Origin of the sequence: Geobacillus sp. C56-T3, from assembly GCF_000092445.1 — a bacterium.
Taxonomy (GTDB): domain Bacteria; phylum Bacillota; class Bacilli; order Bacillales; family Anoxybacillaceae; genus Geobacillus; species Geobacillus thermoleovorans.
The window spans coordinates 3,410,224-3,428,474 of sequence record NC_014206.1 but is presented as its reverse complement, the minus strand read 5'-3'; the positions used below and the strand labels follow the sequence as shown (position 1 = coordinate 3,428,474).

The following is an 18,251-nucleotide window of genomic DNA, read 5'->3' as shown; positions in this document are numbered from 1 at the left end:
AATTTCAAAATTTCCGTTTATAATACTAGGAAAGCGGAAAAGAGGGGGAAACGTGATGACAAAGGAAGAAATCAAACGGCTCGTCGATGAAGTGAAAACGGACGTCATCGCCTGGCGCCGCCACTTGCATGCCCATCCCGAATTGTCGTTCCAGGAAGAGAAAACGGCGCAATTTGTGTACGAGACGCTGCAATCATTCGGCCATCTTGAGTTGTCGCGGCCGACGAAAACGAGCGTCATGGCGCGGCTCATTGGCCAACAGCCAGGCCGAGTCGTCGCCATTCGCGCGGATATGGACGCATTGCCGATTCAAGAGGAAAACACGTTTGAATTTGCCTCCAAAAACCCAGGCGTCATGCATGCGTGCGGGCATGACGGCCATACGGCGATGCTTTTGGGGGCAGCGAAAATTTTCGCCCAGCTTCGCGATCAAATTCATGGCGAGATTCGCTTTTTGTTCCAACACGCGGAAGAATTGTTCCCCGGCGGGGCCGAGGAGATGGTGCAAGCCGGCGTCATGGACGGGGTGGACGTCGTCATCGGCACTCACCTTTGGTCGCCGCTTGAGCGCGGAAAAATCGGCATTGTGTATGGGCCGATGATGGCCGCACCCGACCGCTTTTTCATCCGCATCATCGGCAAAGGCGGCCATGGAGCGATGCCGCACCAAACGATCGATGCGATCGCCATCGGGGCGCAAGTCGTGACGAACTTGCAGCACATCGTCTCGCGCTATGTCGACCCGCTCGAGCCGCTCGTTGTGTCCGTGACGCAATTTGTGGCGGGTACGGCGCATAACGTCCTGCCTGGGGAAGTCGAAATTCAAGGGACAGTGCGCACGTTCGATGAGACGCTGCGGCGCACGGTGCCGCAATGGATGGAGCGCATTGTCAAAGGGATCACCGAAGCGCACGGCGCCTCGTATGAGTTTCAATTTGACTACGGCTACCGCCCGGTCATTAACTACGATGAAGTGACCCGCGTTCTGGAAGAAACGGCGCGCGAGCTGTTCGGCGAAGAGGCAGTGGTCCGCTTGAAACCGAACATGGGCGGCGAAGATTTCTCCGCCTTTTTGCAAAAAGCGCCCGGCAGCTTTTTCTACGTCGGCGCGGGCAATGTGGAAAAAGGCATCGTTTATCCGCACCACCACCCGCGCTTTACGATTGACGAAGACGCGCTTGAGATTGGCGTGCAAATGTTTGTCGCCGCGACGTTGAAACTGTTGGTGGAAGTAGAGTAGGATGCTTCCGCTTTTTTGTACATCATAAAGGCGGATCGATATATTGCTTACTCTTTCTTTGTCACCAATTCACATGGTTGAACTTGGTGCAGCTCACGTGAGTGGAGAAGAAATGAAGGAGGGCATGGAGTTCTCTGCCTCCCTTACTTTTTCAGCCCCGACTCGATCAAGACGTCAAGGCTAGGCGATTTTTATAATTTTTGTAATGGACGCTGGGTCGGGGTCTTGGTTGTAAAGAGTATGGACAAAATCGCCGTCAAGCGTAGCGAAGTAGTCATAATGATGGTATGTTGCAATGGCGTAGTGCAAGGCATCATAGGCTTCGAGCTGAAGGAGTCGCATTTGAGCCAAGGCTAGATCTTGAATGTTGACAAGCATCGATGTGTTGTGTATAGACGCTTGCCCAAAATGTTCATCTATGGCATCTTCATATGTCATCACAAACGACATAATCGGCTACCGTCCTTGTTTGTAGATGTCCACTAATTTTTTGCCAAAGGGAGAAGGTTTGGCTATTTTTTTCCGTAATTCGGCAAATGAAAGATCCTTGTCCGGTTTGTTGGCCTGTTCCGTGCAAGACAGTGTCACCCTCATTTTCGTTTCCAAAGCGGAGGGCATATTGATCACCTCATTGATTCTCCTTTCTAAAAATTATAATGCTGAACGAAAAAAATGTACAGATTTTCCTTTTACTACTATACCCATACCCTTGTTCATGAAAACATAAACTAGGGAGAGAATCTCCCTTAAAAGGGGAATGGGTGAAAGAAAAGGGGGGAACGGAAAAGAAGTCTTCTTTCCAGCCTGTGAGCGAACGATTTTAAAACAATGGTGAAGCAGCTTTCAAAAAAGAAAATGGAAAAATATCACCCTCCCTGTTATGATGGTAAAGGGTTTAGCGAACAAGGTGTCTACTTTCGTTTGTTGTTTAGGTACCTTGTTTTGTTGGCCAAAAGGTTGTTGGCAGGTGAAACGATGAGAGCTTTCCTTTCCCGCTGGCTTCCTGTCATTCTCTGGTGCCTCGTCATTTACAGCTTCAGCGAGTCTTCCTGGTTCACTGGGACGAATACGGCACATGTGCTGCAGATGATTTTATCGTACTTGCCGTTTGGCGGCGGGGATGAAGAGGGGTCGTCATTTTTGAACTTTTTGATTCGCAAAGCGGCGCATTTGACCGAGTTTGGCATTTTGGCCGCGCTTGTGTGGCGAGCGCTGTTGCCCAAGCGGTTTGCGTATGCGGGCGCTTGGCTGTTTGCGACCGCCTACGCGGCGACCGATGAGTGGCACCAATCGTTTGAACCAGGGCGGACGGCGACGCCAAAAGATGTGGCGATTGATTCGTGCGGGGCGCTGATTGCGCTTTTGATCGTCTTTGTTTGCCGCTGTTGGGTAAGAACAAAGCATCGTGCGGTCAAACGCGGCGTATAATAGAATAAGCTCTCCCGATGTATCGGCTTAGATGTAAAAGGAAAGAATGGCAAATAACAAGTTTGCGAGAAAAGGGAGAGAGAGTCATGGTCGCGTTTATCGCGGGAATGTTTGTCGGCTCGTTCGTGATGCTCGTCATCATGAGCATGATGGTGGCCGCGAAACGGGCGGATGAAGCGAGCGAACGGTGGAGGGAAAAGTGAGAAGCTTGCAGAGGGACGTTAGGCAATGACCGAACGTCCTAAATTTTCCAAGACATATTGGTTGCTAGGAACAAAAATGATCGAATAAAGATGCACGGTTTGATGCAGGGTGGGCAGTGGCCACTCCCTTGATGAAAGGGGGCTGCTGGATGATGACTGTTGCGGAGGCGTTGTCGCTAATGATTTCGTTTGCGCCGCTGGTCGTGGCATTCATTGCGGTATCAAAAGAAAAGCAACCCACCTTGCTCGGCCTAGGTGAGGGTGGGTTACTTCTGCCTGTTTCTGGGCCACTGCACTTCTTGTAGCAACCGTGCGTGTTGGTCAGGGCATTGGCGGTTGCCAATGTCCTGTTTTGTATCGTATGCTTTTCTATTCTTATTACAACCATGTTCTTGGGAAATCACAACACGGCTCACATGGAAAAGAGCGTATACATGACGGAGGATCAGCGCAAAAAATAGCTTGATGGCGCACAAAAAATAGGATATACTATGTGTAACCGGTTACACATAGACAGAAAAGAAGGAATCGAACATGGCAACGATTCGTGATGTGGCAAAGCGTGCAGGTGTCTCCGTCGCCACCGTTTCGCGGGTGTTAAATCAAAATGGATATGTTAATGAGGAAACGGAAAGACGGGTTAGACAGGCGATGAAAGAGCTCAATTATAAACCGAATGAAGTGGCGAGAGCTCTGTTTAAAAAGACATCGAAAACAGTCGGACTCATTGTCCCTGATATTACCAACCCGTTCTTTCCCGAGCTCGTGCGCGCGGTGGAAGATGTGATGAATATTTATGACTATACGGTCATTCTATGCAATTCCGATGAGAAAGTAGAAAAAGAACGAGAATACATCGAAGTGTTAAAGCAAAAATATGTGGACGGCGTCATTTTGACCACGAATCAGTTCGCGCCGGAAGAAGTCGAGGAATGGGATGTTCCGATTGTCGTGCTCGACCGTCCGTTGCATGAACGTTATCCATCGGTGGTCGCGGATAATTATGGAGGAGCTCGTTTAGCGACGCGGCATTTGTATGAAGTGGGCTGCCGGCGGATTGCCCATATTCAAGGGCCCACCCATGTGGTGAACGCCATGGAGCGTTTCCGCGGCTATCAAGATGAAATGAAGGAGCTGGGGCTAGGGGATCGCCAGCTCGTCATTCAAGGGAATTACCAGTTGAAGCAGGCGAAAGAAGCGGTGATGGCCGCGTTGGCTGAACATGATATGGACGGGATCTTTGCCGGCAACGACGCGATGGCGGTCGGTGCTTTGAAAGCGGTTCAGCAATGCGGGCTGCGGGTTCCGGATGATATTGCGATTATTGGCTACGACGGCATCCCGCTGACGGAAATGACAACACCCGAACTATCGACCGTGTCTCAGCCTATTTACGAAATGGGGGCCATGGCGGCAAGAATTTTAATTAAACAAATTGAGGGAAAGCCGCTTGAGAAGCTCCATTATCAACTTTCGGTTCAACTTGTGGTGCGGCAGTCGACGTCAAGGAGGGGATTGACTTGAACAAACCAACCATTACGGTGATCGGCAGCATCAACATGGACTTAGTCACCGTGGCGGCGCGGTTTCCAAACCAAGGAGAGACGATTTTAGGCGAACAGTTTCTCACCACTCCCGGCGGCAAAGGGGCGAACCAGGCGGTGGCCGCCGCCCGCCTCGGCGCCGATGTACGGATGATTGGCGCGGTGGGGGATGATGCGTTTGGTCAAGAGCTCATCCGTTCGTTACAAAATGAAGGCGTTTCCGTTGATTATGTGAAACCGGTTACACATCAACATACCGGCATTGCTGCGATTACGATTTCGCAACAGGACAACCGCATTATTGTCGTCCCCGGGGCGAATCATGCGCTTACGCCGGAGGATCTGGATCCATATGAATCCGTGATCGCCGAAAGCGATGTGTGCTTACTGCAGCTCGAGATTCCGCTTCCCGTTGTGGAACGAGCGGTTTCGATCGCTCATCGCCACGGCGTGCGCGTCATCGTGAACCCAGCTCCAGCCCAGCCGCTGCCGCTCGTGGTGCTTGAGCAGGCGAGTTTCTTGACGCCGAATGAACATGAACGGGCCATTTTGTTTGACAAGATGGACGAAGAAGCGTTTGCCGATAAGCTGATTGTCACCGAAGGGGCAAAAGGGGTGCGCATTTGGCAAGATGGACAAGAACGGCTCATTCCAAGTTTTCACGTTCCCGTCGTGGATACGACGGGCGCGGGCGATACGTTTAACGGTGCGCTTGCCGTGGCGCTGGCGGAAGGGAAGCCACTTGATGAAGCGTGTCGGTTTGCCAATGCGGCGGCGGCCTTGTCGGTGACGAAACTTGGGGCGCAAGCTGGGATGCCGAGACGGCAAGAGGTCGAATCATTTTTGTCCAGACAGAAGGAGAGTCACTGATGAAAAAACGCGGGATTTTGAATAAAGAATTAAACACGCTGCTTGCCTCGCTCGGGCACACCGATACGATCGTGATTGCCGATTGCGGGCTGCCAATTCCGAATGAACAGGCGCGCATCGACTTGTCTCTCGTCAAAGGGTTCCCTCCCTTTTTATCCGTATTGGATGCGGTTATGGATGAGTTGGAAACTGAAGCGGTTGTACTAGCCGAGGAGATCAAAGACGAGAATCCGGATCTATATGAACGCATCAAACAAAGGATGGATGGCGTGCCTGTGCAGTTTGTTCCCCACGAACAATTCAAAGCGATGACGAAGCAGGCGAAAGCAGTGATTCGCACAGGGGAGGCAACTCCCTATGCCAATATCATTCTGCGTTCCGGTGTAAGTTTTTCATAGAAAGATTTCTGAAGGAAAAGGAGGGCAGAAGCGATGAGGCCCTTGATTGAAATGCGGTCGATTCAAAAATCGTTTGGCGCCAATATCGTTCTGAATGGCGTTGATTTTGAAGTGCTTCCTGGAGAAGTGCATGCGTTGATGGGAGAGAACGGAGCGGGGAAATCGACGCTCATCAAGGTGTTGACCGGCATTTATGAGCGGGATGGGGGAACGATTGTTGTCAACGGGAGCGAAGTGCATTACCGTCATCCGAAAGAGGCGGAACGCGACGGGATTGTCGTGATTCATCAAGAGTTGAACGTCATTCCAACATTGACGGTGGCCGAAAACATTTTTCTTGGCCGCGAGCCGAAAATCGGGAGAACGGGTGTCATTCGTTATAAAGAAATGGAGCAACAGGCCGCTTCCTATTTGCGGAGATTAGGGATGGACCTTGACCCGAGAGAATTCGCCGGTCGGTTGTCTGTCGGAAAACAGCAAATGATCGAAATTGCCAGGGCCATTTCGACGAATGCGAAGTGCCTTATTATGGATGAACCGACAGCGGCGCTGACGGAACGGGAAATTCAGGCTTTATTTTCTGTTATTCGCACATTGACGCAGCAAGGCGTCGCGATCGTGTACATTTCTCATCGGATGGAAGAGATTTTTACCATTTGCGACCGGATTTCGGTTCTCCGCGATGGCCAGTTCATCGGAACGAAACGAGTAAAGGAAACGAACTTCGATGAAATTGTTCAAATGATGGTCGGCAGGCAAATTGGGGAACGTTTTCCAAAACGGCGCGTCACCATTGGAGAAGAACGGCTGCGCGTAGAGCGGCTCACGAAAAAAGGGTTGTTTGAGAATGTATCGTTTTCCGTGCGAGCCGGTGAAGTGCTTGGTGTGGCGGGACTGATGGGATCGGGGCGAACCGAGATCATGGAAGCGATTTTCGGAGCCAGGCCATTCGATGAAGGAGACATCTATATCGACGGGCGCCCTGTGCGCATCCGTTCTCCGCGCCAAGCCGTCGAACATGGCATCGCCATGATTACCGAAGACCGAAAGCAAAAAGGACTCGTCCTCGAGATGAGCGTCCATGAGAATTTGACCTTGCCGAAGTTGGAACAATTAGCAACAGCGGGATTCATCCAGTCATCGAAAGAACGGGACGTGGTGTTGACATACATTCATCTGTTGAATATTAAAGCCTCTTCCCCAGATTTACCCGTGAAAGCATTGAGCGGCGGGAATCAACAAAAAGTCGTATTCGGCAAATGGTTGGCGATGAACCCGCGCATCCTCATTTTGGATGAACCGACTCGCGGCGTGGATGTCGGGGCAAAGAAAGAGATTTATGAAGTGATCAATGAATTGGCCGCCCAAGGCGTCGCGATCATTATGATCTCTTCTGAACTGCCGGAAGTATTGGGCATGAGCGACCGCGTCATGGTCGTCCATGAAGGGAAAGTGCAAGCGATCTTGGAAAACGACGGCCTGGATCAAGAAACCGTCATGCGGGCAGCGACAGGGGGGAATCGATGATGGAAGCAAAGCGAAAATGGGATGTGAAAAAACTAGGGCCTCTCATCGGATTGTTTCTGCTATGCATCGTGCTTTCCATATTGAGCGATGACTTTTTGATGATGGACAACTGGCTCAATCTCCTGCGGCAAGTATCGATTAACGCGCTCATCGCCTTTGGCATGACGTTTGTCATTTTAACGGGAGGCATTGATTTATCGGTCGGTTCGGTGTTGGCGTTATCAAGCGCTATCACAGCAGGAATGATGGCGCAAGGAATTAATGGTTTTGTCGCTATACTGGTGGGCCTATTAGCAGGTATGGTAATGGGAGCGTTGAATGGGGTGATCATCACCAAAGGAAAAGTGGCTCCTTTTATCGCTACGCTGGCGACCATGACGGCGTTTCGCGGCTTGACTCTCGTTTACACGGACGGCCGCCCTATTACAGGGTTTGCGTCTGATGACATCCTGTTTCAGATGATGGGGCGCGGTTATTTCTTCGGCATTCCCGTACCTATTATATTGATGCTCATGGTCTATATCGCTTTGTATGTGGTATTGAAAAAGACTACATTTGGCCGCCATACGTACGCGGTTGGCGGGAACGAAGAAGCGAGCCGTCTATCGGGACTTCGCGTTGATCGACTCAAAATATATGTGTATGCGCTGACAGGGACGTTATCTGCTTTGGCGGGGCTCATTTTAACTTCCCGTTTGAATTCTGCGCAGCCGACAGCGGGAACGGCGTACGAGTTGGATGCCATTGCGGCCGTTGTCCTAGGAGGCACTAGTTTGTCAGGAGGAAAAGGTTGGATTTTTGGCACGCTAGTGGGCGCCTTGATTATCGGGGTATTGAACAATGGATTGAACTTGCTCAATGTGTCGTCGTTTTACCAGCAAGTCATCAAAGGAGCGGTCATTCTTCTTGCGGTGCTGTTAGACCGCCGCAAAGAAGCATGATAGATTTATCAAAAAACAAGGGGGAATCGAAATGAGAAAAGCAGTGGGGTTATTGGCGGCATTGTTGCTTGCGGGAGGCGTGTTGGGCGGATGCTCGCTCGATCAGAACAGTGCCTCGAGCGACAAAGGGAAAACGAAACAAGATGGAGAAGTGAAAATCGGTTTGTCCATTTCCACCTTGAACAACCCGTTCTTTGTCACATTAAAAGAAGGAGCGGAAAAAGCCGCCAAAGACGAAGGGGCGGAATTGATTGTCGTCGATGCCCAAAATGATTCAGCGAAACAAATTAACGATATTGAAGACTTGATCCAGCAAAAAGTCGATGTGCTGTTGGTCAACCCGACGGACTCGAGCGCCGTGACTTCTGCGATTGAATCCGCCAACAGCGCCAACATTCCGGTCATTACGGTCGACCGCAGCGCGGACGGCGGGGAAGTGGTCACCCATATCGCCTCCGACAATGTGGCTGGAGGAAAAATGGCGGCGCAGTTTATCGTCGACCACTTGAAAAACGGTGGAAACATTGTGGAATTGGAAGGGATTCCTGGTTCGTCTGCAGCCCGTGAACGGGGGGAAGGATTCCACCAAGTGATCGACAAAGCAGCCAATATGAAAGTCGTGGCCAAACAGGCGGCGGATTTTGACCGAGCTAAAGGATTGTCGGTCATGGAAAATATTTTGCAAAGCCATAAAGACATTCAAGCGGTCTTTGCCCATAATGACGAAATGGCTTTAGGGGCGTTGGAGGCCTTGCAGGCGCATGGAATGAACAACGTGATTGTGGTTGGATTCGACGCGACCGATGACGCGGTCAAAGCGGTGAAAGAAGGGAAAATGGCGGCCACCGTCGCGCAAAAACCGGCATTAATTGGCGAAAAGGCTGTGGAAGCTGCTATCCGCGTTCACAAAGGGGAGAAAGTGGATCAATTTATCCCCGTTCCGCTCGAGTTGGTTCAAGGGCAATAATATGGGATTTTATCCGTGGTGCTAGTTGAGCTCTGACGCTCAACTAGCACCATGGGTTAATCAAAACAAAGCTCTGGCAAAGCAAGCTCTTTGATCACTATGTATCTATTAAATGCCATGATAACGAGGAAACGCGTTAAGAACGCGATTAAAATCGTAAGGGTGCATAATCCCGTAAAATTTCCGAAACCGAACGGTAGATGGAATTTCGTTATACCAGTCATACTGAACATATGATTGTGCCTTTAATCCAACATGTTTCCAATAAACAATTGGTATTCGATAAGGGTATCGAGATGTTGGTTTTGATCTTGTGACTTTTAATCCAATAGCAATGGCTCGATTGCCTCTAAAACCCAAAATAAGAACAGGACGATATGTACCGCCCTGCCCTTCCTGAAAACGAAAATATATATCGTAAATACCACCTGGCTGCATCATTCTTCATCTAGCCACCGTTGATGCACAGGATTATCGGGATTCACAGTCACAACACCATCAGGGCTAACATCCAATAAAGGAGCAGAAGGCAACCGATCAAAACAAATGCTTGAACTTAAAGACGCATTGATTTTTGCGTATCGATTTCGCACAGCAGGTTTAGCATAAATCGATCTTAATGACTGTGCTCGCACATCTTTTCGCCTTGAAATGGCTGATCTTCGCAACTGACGATGCTCCTTTCTGCGCATACGCTATCACCACCTTAGCAATAGCATATGCCTGTTTTGAAAAAACATGTACGAGACATACGCTGGCTATAATGTACATCTATTATAGCATATACAAGAGGGGATAACAAAACCAACCAATCTACAAGAGTCAGTCAAGACTTTGTGGAGAACATTTTTTCGGTTCACTACGGGCGTTGTCAATCACTAGTTAGCGAACCATTTTCAGGAATTAATATCGTAAGCGCTTTCGGACTCTCATCCCTCATCTTGAGGCGATGATACGATATTCCATTTTTTTACACCCAACCACCATCCCGGAGCGCCGACAACGCTTGATGGATCGGCGTCCCGGATGACCGCTGCAGACACGGTAGATTCTGACGCACCACATCTGCCCATAACCGTCCGGCCTTCCGTTTGGCCTGTTCGATCCGCTTGGACTTTGTTGAGGCCGAGACGGCCGACTGGGGCTCTTGCTCCTCCCACCGTCCCTTTCTCCACCCGATCCCGTCGATTCGGGCCGCCATCGCCCTCAGAAACGCCCGAAGCCCTTGGTCTTTCCAGCTGCGGCGGGATTTCACCCGATGCGCAAACCGGCTCATCACGCTCTCGGCGTGGCCCATCGGACGCATGCCGGTCGTCTCCACCCCTTGCTCCGACAGCCACTCCCGATAGTCCCGGATGCATCCCGGCATCGACTCGATCCGGCGGATCATGGCAGCCATCTGCTTCTCTTTCGCTTCGTCCTCCAACGTGCCGACCGCGCTGTTCAGCTCCACCAGAAGCCCCTCTTCGTCTTGTTTCGCCAGCTTCTTCCGCACCTCCCGCCAACGCGGATGGCCGGACAGACACTGACGCAGCTCCCGCGCCACATGAAATCGATCCAGCTGAAAGCACGCCCGCTTCCCAAAATACTCCCGGCAGGCCGTGATCCACGACGCCGCGTCGCCGTTGATGATCAAAAGGTCCCGGCACGGATCATAGGCATATTCGTTCATCAGCCACTCTTCAAACCGTTCCCACACGTCTCCCGCCCCTTCATGGAGGTAGTGGCGCCGGTTTACCAGCTCAAGCTGCGAACCGTTTCGTTTCCATCCCTCGTGAATCGCCAGGATTTTCTCTTCTTTCGCCCGTTTCCCTTTCCCCTGGCGGGAAATGAACAGCCCATCCGCCTCCACAAACAGCACTCGGCCGTGCCGTTTGGAAACAGGGTGGTGCAGCGAGACAGGGGCCTCCAGCACCAGTTGGCGAATCGCCTCGTGGCTCATGACCGCATACCCTACGATCGACTCGAGTGTGCGAGCCGCTTTGCGGTAGGAAGAGCACTCTACGGCCAACTCGACCGCCGTTTCCTCGAGGCAAGGACTGATCGATCGGGCCCCATCAAAGCCTAATTCGGCATCCAGCAAGAAGGTATAGTTCCCCGTTTGCCGGTCATAGTAGTAGTTCCGTCGAAACGTCACTTCTCCAAACAGCGTTTGGATCGTAGTCGGCCGTTTGTCTTTCAGCTGATACCGGCGCTTGTCCCGCGCTTCCGCCAGTTGTTGATCAATCTCCTCCAAAAGGGCCGCCAACAAGACAGCGAACACCTTTTGAAGAGTTCTGACTAATTGTTCCTCCAGCTCTTTTAATAAAGGCCATTCTGTGGTAAGATGTTTCATGGACTCTCTCCCTCCTGTTTTCGGTTGATGTTGACAATCACCATCATAGCAGGGAGAGAGTCCTTTTTGCATGACATTTGCTTTTTTCTACCGCGCTTCGCTTGGTGGCCCCGACGAGCGTCGCGAACAAAAGTTCGCAACCCTCGTCGGGGATCATTTCGGAATGTCACCCACAAATATTTTACTCACACAATCTACAAAAATCCTTTGTTTCTACCTTGTTAGGGTGTGACATGTGAGTAGTGACTTCCGCTCTTTCCCTAGACCGGCTCCGTCAACCATCGGAGGTCATAAGGAAACGCATCTTTGTTCATACTAAAGAAAAAGATTGCAAAAGAAAGGGACTCGCCATGCTTCGTGAACTCGATTGGATGACGTATATCATGATGATTTTGGCCAGCTATCGGTTTACCCATTTGATTGTGTTTGACAAAATTACCGAGTTTCTGCGCAATCCGTTTATGAAGAAAGAAAAAGTCAAAAGTGAGGACGGGCATACGGAAATCAAGAAAGTGCCGACATCCAAGTTTGGCTACTTGTTGAATTGTTATTGGTGCGCGGGGGTGTGGAGCGCGGTTTTTCTCGCGCTTGGGTATTTATTCATCCCGAAGATCGCCATGCCGTTTATTTTTGTCTTTTCAATCGCCGGGGCGCAGGCGATTTTGGAGACGTTTGTCGGGGTTGGGACGAAGGCGATCGATCTGTTGTCGGCGGCGAAAAAGCGGATGGACTAAGGCGTGTTGGCGGCAGAGGGCGGGGAACATTTGCGGGCGTGCGGCGGGGGCGGCACGCTCGTTTTTCTTGCTTTTGTCGATACATCATGGTTGACTTATATAAGCATTTAATTATATACTGGTTGACGGAAACCATTTCATTGGTCGGCGTGGCCGTTTCATGATGGTTGTTCGTTTTGATATAAGCAAATCATGATATGATGATGAATGGAGGGGTGATATGCCGCAACTCGCAATGGAGATAGGAGCGGCCGCCCGGGTGTTGAAGCTGCTCGGCGATCCGACGCGGCTGACGATTTTGGCGATTTTGAATCAGCGGGAATGCTGCGTGTGCGAGCTGCTTGAGGTGTTTTCGACCAGCCAGCCGGCGATCAGCCAGCATTTGCGTAAGTTAAAAGATGCCGGACTGATTCAAGAGGAGCGGAGGGGACAGTGGGTGTATTATTCGCTCCGGCCGCAAAGCGAATACTACTCACTGCTGCAAGCGGTGTTGTCGTATGTTCCGGATCAAGAGGAAAACATTCGCAAAATCGAGACAGCGAATCCCGCGGCCCGCTGCGGGTGCTGATGTTGAATGACGAGGTGAATGATGGTGGATTGTTGCGAACCGAAGCGGTTGTCGTTTTTAGACCGCTTTTTGACGGTATGGATTTTTCTCGCGATGGCGGTCGGGATCGGAGTCGGGATTTGGGCTCCTGGGCTGGTGGATGGATTGAACCGTCTGCAAGTCGGTACGACCTCGATTCCGATTGCGATCGGCTTGATGTTGATGATGTATCCGCCGCTGGCGAAAGTGCGCTACGAGGAAATGGGGCGCGTGTTCAAAGATGTGAAGGTGCTCGTCTTGTCCCTCGTGCAAAACTGGGTGATCGGCCCGCTGCTTATGTTCATATTGGCGGTCATCTTTTTGCCTGACAAGCCGGAGTATATGATCGGCTTGATTTTAATCGGGCTTGCCCGCTGCATCGCCATGGTCATCGTCTGGAACGACTTGGCGCGCGGCGACACGGAATACGCAGCAGGACTTGTCGCCTTCAATTCCCTGTTTCAAGTGCTGTTTTTCTCTCTGTATGCGTATGTGTTTGTGACGGTCATTCCGGAATGGTTCGGGCTTGAGGGAGCCGTTGTTGAGATCACGATGGCGGAAGTGGCGAAATCGGTGTTTATTTATTTGGGCATTCCGTTTTTCGCCGGCATGGCGACAAGATTTGTGCTTGTCAAAGCGAAAGGACGGCAATGGTATGACACGGTGTTTGTGCCGAAAATCAGCCCGCTGACGCTTGTTGCGCTTTTGTTTACGATCGTGGTGATGTTTTCGCTCAAAGGCGATATGATCGTCAGCTTGCCGCTCGATGTTGTGCGCATTGCGATTCCGTTGCTGCTTTATTTTGTCATTATGTTTTTTGTGTCGTTCTTTTTGGCGAAAAAATTCGGCGCTGGCTATCCGGTATCGACGACGCTGGCGTTTACAGCGGGGAGCAATAACTTCGAGCTGGCGATTGCTGTGGCGGTTGGGGTGTTTGGCATTCATTCGGGCGCGGCGTTTGCGGCGGTCATCGGTCCGCTCATTGAAGTGCCGGTGATGCTGGCGCTTGTCAACGTCGCCTTGGCGTTTCAGCGAAAGTATTTTTCCTCTGCTGCTCCAACATCAAAGTAAAGGTGGGAATCAACGATGAAGAAAAAAATCATTTATTTCTTATGCACCGGAAACTCATGCCGCAGTCAAATGGCGGAAGGCTGGGCGAAACAACTATTAGGTGACGAATGGGACGTGTACAGCGCCGGGATTGAAGCGCATGGCCTCAATCCGAATGCGGTGAAAGTCATGAAGGAAATCGGCATCGACATTTCGAAGCAAACGTCTGACGTCATCGACCCGAACATTTTAAACCGCGCCGATTTGGTCGTGACGCTGTGCGGCCATGCGGCCGACCATTGCCCGGTCACACCGCCGCATGTGAAGCGCGTCCATTGGGGATTTGACGACCCAGCGAAAGCGGAAGGGACAGAAGAGGAGAAACTCGCGGTGTTCCGCCGCGTCCGCGATGAAATTGGCGAGCGCATTCGCCGGTTTGCCGAGACGGGGGAATAGGGACGGTGCAGCAAGGCGCAAAGAGCGGGGAAACTGTCTTGCATAGGGTGCGCAGCAGCTGCTCGTCGAAGCGCGGCCGGAAACGGGGAAGTGGCTGGGCGGACGAAAACCGCTCGGCGTGACAAAGATGGTGAGAAGCCATCTTGTCGATCCATCGAACGTTTTGACAGACGAAATGAGCACATCGATGAAGGCGGTGCCACATCAGGTCACTGGGGGAGAAACCGAATGGAGTTATTTCATCAGTTAGCTCGCCGAAACATCAAAATCAGCAAACACGGCGTCGGAGCGAAATGGAGGCAACGGTGGGAAGAGGTATTTGCCGGCCATTTGACTGTGGAAGAAAAACAACACATCCACCTTCATAATCGGAATGGAGTCAACGGCTACTTATGGCATGTGTTCAGCTATGGGATGAGAGGCTGTTTCACAGGAGAAGAAGCGGAAATGGCGTTTGATCAAGAAGAGAAAACGTGCTGCTATCTTTTCTTTCAACATCATGATGATGGGTTCAAAGTGGAGGATGCTTCTAGCTTGAAAGCTGCGGACTTGGCCGCGGGAAACGGCGGGATGGATCTCTACGTGGTTGACAGTGGGTTCAACTGGACGTTTGTCATTACGCATGAAAGCGGATGGCTTGGTCCGTATTTTAGCAGAAGGTAACAGCCATGGCTTATCGGCGGCCAAGGAAATCCAATGAGACAGAAAGAAAAAGAGTTCCAACCGAGCTTCATTGCAGACTAGGTTGGAACCTTTTTTATTATCGCTCGTCGGCTGGGAACACGATGCCGGTTTGTCTTCGCGCTTCGTCCATGATTTCGATCGTCCAAAGCGAATGGCGGTGCGAGTTGATCGCTGATTCGCGCGCTCCGCTTTCAATGAGATCGATGAATTCTTTCACTTCATAGTACATCGGTGGTTTGTCTTGCGGCACGGCAATGTCCTCGACCCGTCCGTCGCGGTAGCGGATTTCGACTTTCGCTGGCGTATGGATGGCGTCAATGATCATGCTTCCGTCTTCCCCTTGAATTTCCGAAGGCAAGTGCGAGTTCGTGATTTTGGAATAAAAGACGACTGCGTCCATGTCGCCGTAATCGAGCACGATCGAGCCTTCGCCGTCCACCCCTGATTCGAGCTTGACGCTTTGCGCTTTGAGGTTTTCCGGCTTGCCAAACAAGACGACCATTGGATATAGGCAATAGACGCCAAGGTCCATCAGCGCCCCGTTCGAGAAAGCGGGGTTGAAGGCGTTGAGCACCGTTCCTTGTTTATAAGCGTCATAGCGCGACGAGTATTGGCAATAGTTCGCCACATAACGGCGGATGCGGCCGAGCTTATGGATGTGCTCGCGGATGGACTGGAATGTGGGGAGCAGCGTCGCTTTCATCGCTTCCATCAACACGACGCCGTTTTGCTCGGCCGCTTCGATCATCGCTTTGACTTCTCTCGCATTGGAGGCGAGCGGTTTTTCGCACAAGACGTGTTTGCCGTGATTCATGAGCAAGATCGCCTGCTCGGCATGAAGTGCGTTCGGGCTCGCGATATAGACGGCATCAATGTCGTTGCTTTCGGCCAGTTCGTGCAAGTCGGTGAATGTCCGTGGCGCACCGACTTTGTCGGCAAACCTCTTCGCTGTCTCATCCGTCCGCGAGTAGACGGCAGCGAGTTCAAAGGAATCGACGAGGCGCGCGGCGTTAATAAATGCTTCGGTGATCCAGTTTGTGCCGATTGTTGCGAATCGAATCATCATCAATTCCCCTTTCGCTCTTGTCGTCCTTCATTTTAGCACAATTTATCGGGAGAGTATGGGATTCTTGTGTGCGGGATTGGATCACTACCTTGTCAAAAAGCAGTGAAGGGAGGAGTTGTTGTAATCGGTGAGAAACGAAGAAAAAACCATTATGATCACGCCCCAGCATATATCTCGTATTTAAGATGGTTTTTCATTTCTTTACTCATATTTCGCAACCTTTGCATAATATACAAAAAACAACCCGGATATGCGCATAAAAATAATTTTTTATACAAAAATTGTAAAATAATTAATTTTTATTCGGTCAAACCTGGCTTGTTTCGAATTTTTATTCAGGGTGCGAAATGTGAGTCTTTATATACAATTTATTCTAAAAAAAGAGTTGACAGACATATACTTTTTTTTATGATTATTTTGGGAATTCATTTTTCGCTAGGAGGGGTACGATGAACAAAATACAAAAAGCTGCTCATTGGGTAGTCAGTTCTATAGCGGATGATTTGAGGAGTAATACGCTTTCTAACATTGTTGGGATGGCTACAGGTGGAATAGGCAATGGAGTGAGAGCGTATAAAGCTGCAACGACGGGATTTACTATGCTAGAAAGAAAAGTGGCGTCCGAAACTGCCAAAGGAGCCGCCAAGGGAATGGTAGCGGGATATTTCGCAGGAAGTTATGTAGTCGGGAGCATGAACAAAGTCGCTGCAGTAGAAAAATGGTTTGACAGCACAAAAGTAGGGAAGGCAATTGACAACGGTATAACGAAGGTTGAAAATAAACTTCATAAATTAATTGGCGGTGGTCGTTATTAAGTTGTGTAGTGTAAATAGCTGTGCCGAGCTTGATAGTGATCGCAATCCCTTATATATAAAACAAGTTTTCACTCCACTTGATAAATATTGTATTGTTCATTGCGTTGTTTCAAATGTGCAAGAAACAGATAGATTTGTTGAAATGATATGGCATCACCCGCATGGAGAAGCGATTTTTGGAGTTAAGATAGAACTTGATCAGAAAAAAGCGATACAAAAAGTATTTTCCATTGTACATTTTTCGTTTTTTCTTCATTTAGAAAAACCAGATGGTATTTGGGCGGTTCATATTATGCCCTTTGACTTCAAGTGGGATTTGGAGATAAGGACGTTTGGTTTCCGAGCTAATGGTACTTTATCTACTTATGATTTTAAAGTTTGAACGAGGAGGTTCACTTCTACAATATACGAGATGTTTTGTATAGACTTGTATCCAACATGATCTTTACTTGTGACGGAAGAAGGACAAATTCTGACCACAGCCAAACCCAAACTTTTGGTGGAGAGCTAAAGAGGAAGTAGTTATGAAAAAAAATTACATTGCATTCTTTGCATTTCTTGTGTGTCTTTTATATATAAGTTGGTTGAAAGAAGGATGGGAAGGCCTTTCCCTTCTTTTTTTGAAAGGCGTTGTTATTTTTATAACGACCTATGGTGTGGTGTTTGTTATTGTCTGGTCGATTATGAAGTTAGTTGGTTTTTTTAAAAGACGTCTATAGTGAGCGATTATTTGGATGAAATATTTGAAATATTATGGCCATCCCGTATGGGGTGGTTTTTATAATAGGCAAAGAAGATGGAACTCATATTTTGTAGCCTTGGCACAACATACAAAAATAAAAAACGGGAGATTACAGGTTCATTGCCAGAAGATGTACTTGACTTTTAAAGGTAAACATGATTGAAATGCTAGCTAAAGAAACAAATAAACTCCATTCAAATTTTCATCATCTATAGTCCTTCTTCATTGTCAAGTACGCTTTGTGATGAAGATCTCTATTTTTCAATTAAAAAATGTAAAACTAACTTCTTTCTGACCCAATGCCGCCGATTTGCGCCTGTATGACATAATGTTGCGAAAAATGGCCTCCCCGCCGTTTTGGACCCGCTCTCGGTGTTTGGGTCGAATCAAATTGAGAGTTGTTATTTTACGATAGATAATGGAAGCAACTGTCGTTGATTGTCGAAGCAGGCGAAAAATGTCCGCTCTCCTTATATTGACAGCTTGACAATCTATATAATATCATGAATCTTGTAGGTTAGAAAATTTGAAATATTCATTTGATATTTTGGCAGAAAAAACGAATTGTCACCACGTTTTTTGTAAGCGCTTAACATTCGTGTTTCCTCATGATCGCCGCACTATTGATGCTGCACCATTGTGTTTGTTTCCAATCACAACATGAG

The 18,251-nt window shown here is 49.5% G+C and carries 20 protein-coding genes; 17 read left to right on the top strand and 3 right to left on the bottom strand.

Annotated elements, in window-relative coordinates; all coding sequences use genetic code 11:
* Nucleotides 1-55: 55 nt before the first annotated feature.
* Entirely contained in the window at nucleotides 56-1,240 is a 1,185-nt protein-coding gene (locus tag GC56T3_RS16955) for a M20 family metallopeptidase (protein WP_013146534.1), read from the top strand.
* A 180-nt stretch (nucleotides 1,241-1,420) separates the two neighbouring features.
* Here the strand turns inward: GC56T3_RS16955 and GC56T3_RS16950 are convergent, their stop codons facing one another.
* Nucleotides 1,421-1,690, bottom strand: a complete 270-nt coding sequence (locus GC56T3_RS16950; protein WP_013146533.1) for a hypothetical protein — start codon at nucleotides 1,688-1,690, stop codon at nucleotides 1,421-1,423.
* 525 nt (nucleotides 1,691-2,215) lie between these two features.
* Here GC56T3_RS16950 and GC56T3_RS16945 point away from each other — a divergent pair.
* The 9 genes from GC56T3_RS16945 to rbsB all read left to right on the top strand — a co-directional run bounded on the left by GC56T3_RS16945 (nucleotide 2,216) and on the right by rbsB (nucleotide 9,118).
* Nucleotides 2,216-2,668 (top strand): VanZ family protein, encoded by a 453-nt coding sequence (locus tag GC56T3_RS16945; protein WP_041468879.1) that lies wholly within the window; start codon nucleotides 2,216-2,218, stop codon nucleotides 2,666-2,668.
* 86 nt (nucleotides 2,669-2,754) lie between these two features.
* Nucleotides 2,755-2,871, top strand: coding sequence for a DUF3789 domain-containing protein (locus GC56T3_RS20080; protein ID WP_013146530.1), 117 nt, complete (start codon nucleotides 2,755-2,757; stop codon nucleotides 2,869-2,871).
* 149 nt (nucleotides 2,872-3,020) lie between these two features.
* On the top strand, nucleotides 3,021-3,176 hold the full coding sequence (locus GC56T3_RS19775) for a putative holin-like toxin (RefSeq protein ID WP_013146529.1): 156 nt from the start codon (nucleotides 3,021-3,023) through the stop codon (nucleotides 3,174-3,176).
* A 229-nt stretch (nucleotides 3,177-3,405) separates the two neighbouring features.
* Nucleotides 3,406-4,395 (top strand): LacI family DNA-binding transcriptional regulator, encoded by a 990-nt coding sequence (locus GC56T3_RS16940; protein ID WP_013146528.1) that lies wholly within the window; start codon nucleotides 3,406-3,408, stop codon nucleotides 4,393-4,395.
* Nucleotides 4,392-5,285, top strand: a complete 894-nt coding sequence (gene rbsK / locus GC56T3_RS16935) for a ribokinase (protein ID WP_013146527.1) — start codon at nucleotides 4,392-4,394, stop codon at nucleotides 5,283-5,285. Before GC56T3_RS16940 ends, rbsK begins: the two co-directional genes overlap by 4 nt.
* Nucleotides 5,285-5,683 carry a D-ribose pyranase gene (gene rbsD / locus GC56T3_RS16930; protein ID WP_013146526.1) on the top strand — a complete coding sequence of 133 codons (399 nt, stop codon included), beginning with the start codon at nucleotides 5,285-5,287 and terminating at the stop codon, nucleotides 5,681-5,683. Before rbsK ends, rbsD begins: the two co-directional genes overlap by 1 nt.
* Before the next feature lie 33 nt (nucleotides 5,684-5,716).
* Nucleotides 5,717-7,210 (top strand): sugar ABC transporter ATP-binding protein, encoded by a 1,494-nt coding sequence (locus tag GC56T3_RS16925; protein WP_013146525.1) that lies wholly within the window; start codon nucleotides 5,717-5,719, stop codon nucleotides 7,208-7,210.
* The gene (gene rbsC / locus GC56T3_RS16920; protein WP_013146524.1) at nucleotides 7,207-8,151 is read left to right on the top strand and encodes a ribose ABC transporter permease; all 945 of its coding nucleotides are present in this window, start codon (nucleotides 7,207-7,209) and stop codon (nucleotides 8,149-8,151) included. The genes GC56T3_RS16925 and rbsC overlap by 4 nt, the downstream gene beginning before the upstream one ends.
* 31 nt (nucleotides 8,152-8,182) lie before the next feature.
* The gene (gene rbsB / locus GC56T3_RS16915) at nucleotides 8,183-9,118 is read left to right on the top strand and encodes a ribose ABC transporter substrate-binding protein RbsB (RefSeq protein ID WP_013146523.1); all 936 of its coding nucleotides are present in this window, start codon (nucleotides 8,183-8,185) and stop codon (nucleotides 9,116-9,118) included.
* Nucleotides 9,119-10,088: 970 nt separating this feature from the next.
* Here rbsB and GC56T3_RS16910 read toward each other — a convergent pair.
* Nucleotides 10,089-11,453 carry an ISLre2 family transposase gene (locus GC56T3_RS16910; protein WP_013145704.1) on the bottom strand — a complete coding sequence of 455 codons (1,365 nt, stop codon included), beginning with the start codon at nucleotides 11,451-11,453 and terminating at the stop codon, nucleotides 10,089-10,091.
* Nucleotides 11,454-11,803: 350 nt separating this feature from the next.
* Between GC56T3_RS16910 and GC56T3_RS16905 the strand changes: the two genes are divergently transcribed.
* From GC56T3_RS16905 to GC56T3_RS16885, 5 genes are all read left to right on the top strand, one after another.
* Nucleotides 11,804-12,187 carry a DUF1360 domain-containing protein gene (locus GC56T3_RS16905; protein WP_013146522.1) on the top strand — a complete coding sequence of 128 codons (384 nt, stop codon included), beginning with the start codon at nucleotides 11,804-11,806 and terminating at the stop codon, nucleotides 12,185-12,187.
* A gap of 220 nt (nucleotides 12,188-12,407) precedes the next feature.
* The gene (locus tag GC56T3_RS16900) at nucleotides 12,408-12,755 is read left to right on the top strand and encodes a metalloregulator ArsR/SmtB family transcription factor (RefSeq protein WP_013146521.1); all 348 of its coding nucleotides are present in this window, start codon (nucleotides 12,408-12,410) and stop codon (nucleotides 12,753-12,755) included.
* 21 nt (nucleotides 12,756-12,776) lie between these two features.
* Nucleotides 12,777-13,844 carry an ACR3 family arsenite efflux transporter gene (gene arsB / locus GC56T3_RS16895; RefSeq protein ID WP_013146520.1) on the top strand — a complete coding sequence of 356 codons (1,068 nt, stop codon included), beginning with the start codon at nucleotides 12,777-12,779 and terminating at the stop codon, nucleotides 13,842-13,844.
* A 15-nt stretch (nucleotides 13,845-13,859) separates the two neighbouring features.
* Nucleotides 13,860-14,279: an arsenate reductase (thioredoxin) gene (arsC, locus tag GC56T3_RS16890; RefSeq protein ID WP_013146519.1), complete on the top strand. Its 420-nt coding sequence runs from the start codon at nucleotides 13,860-13,862 to the stop codon at nucleotides 14,277-14,279.
* Nucleotides 14,280-14,507: 228 nt separating this feature from the next.
* A complete protein-coding gene (locus GC56T3_RS16885; protein WP_013146518.1) occupies nucleotides 14,508-14,942 on the top strand; it encodes a DUF4275 family protein in 435 nt (144 codons plus the stop codon).
* 97 nt (nucleotides 14,943-15,039) lie between these two features.
* Here the strand turns inward: GC56T3_RS16885 and GC56T3_RS16880 are convergent, their stop codons facing one another.
* The gene (locus tag GC56T3_RS16880) at nucleotides 15,040-16,026 is read right to left on the bottom strand and encodes a Gfo/Idh/MocA family protein (protein ID WP_041468592.1); all 987 of its coding nucleotides are present in this window, start codon (nucleotides 16,024-16,026) and stop codon (nucleotides 15,040-15,042) included.
* Between the two features lie 452 nt (nucleotides 16,027-16,478).
* On the opposite strand from GC56T3_RS16880, the gene GC56T3_RS16875 reads away from it, so the two are divergent.
* Both GC56T3_RS16875 and GC56T3_RS16870 read left to right on the top strand, forming a co-directional pair.
* Complete coding sequence (locus tag GC56T3_RS16875; RefSeq protein WP_013146516.1) at nucleotides 16,479-16,844, top strand: hypothetical protein; 366 nt, start codon at nucleotides 16,479-16,481, stop codon at nucleotides 16,842-16,844.
* A complete protein-coding gene (locus GC56T3_RS16870; protein ID WP_193568246.1) occupies nucleotides 16,831-17,226 on the top strand; it encodes a hypothetical protein in 396 nt (131 codons plus the stop codon). The genes GC56T3_RS16875 and GC56T3_RS16870 overlap by 14 nt, the downstream gene beginning before the upstream one ends.
* The last annotated feature ends 1,025 nt before the right edge of the window (nucleotides 17,227-18,251 follow it).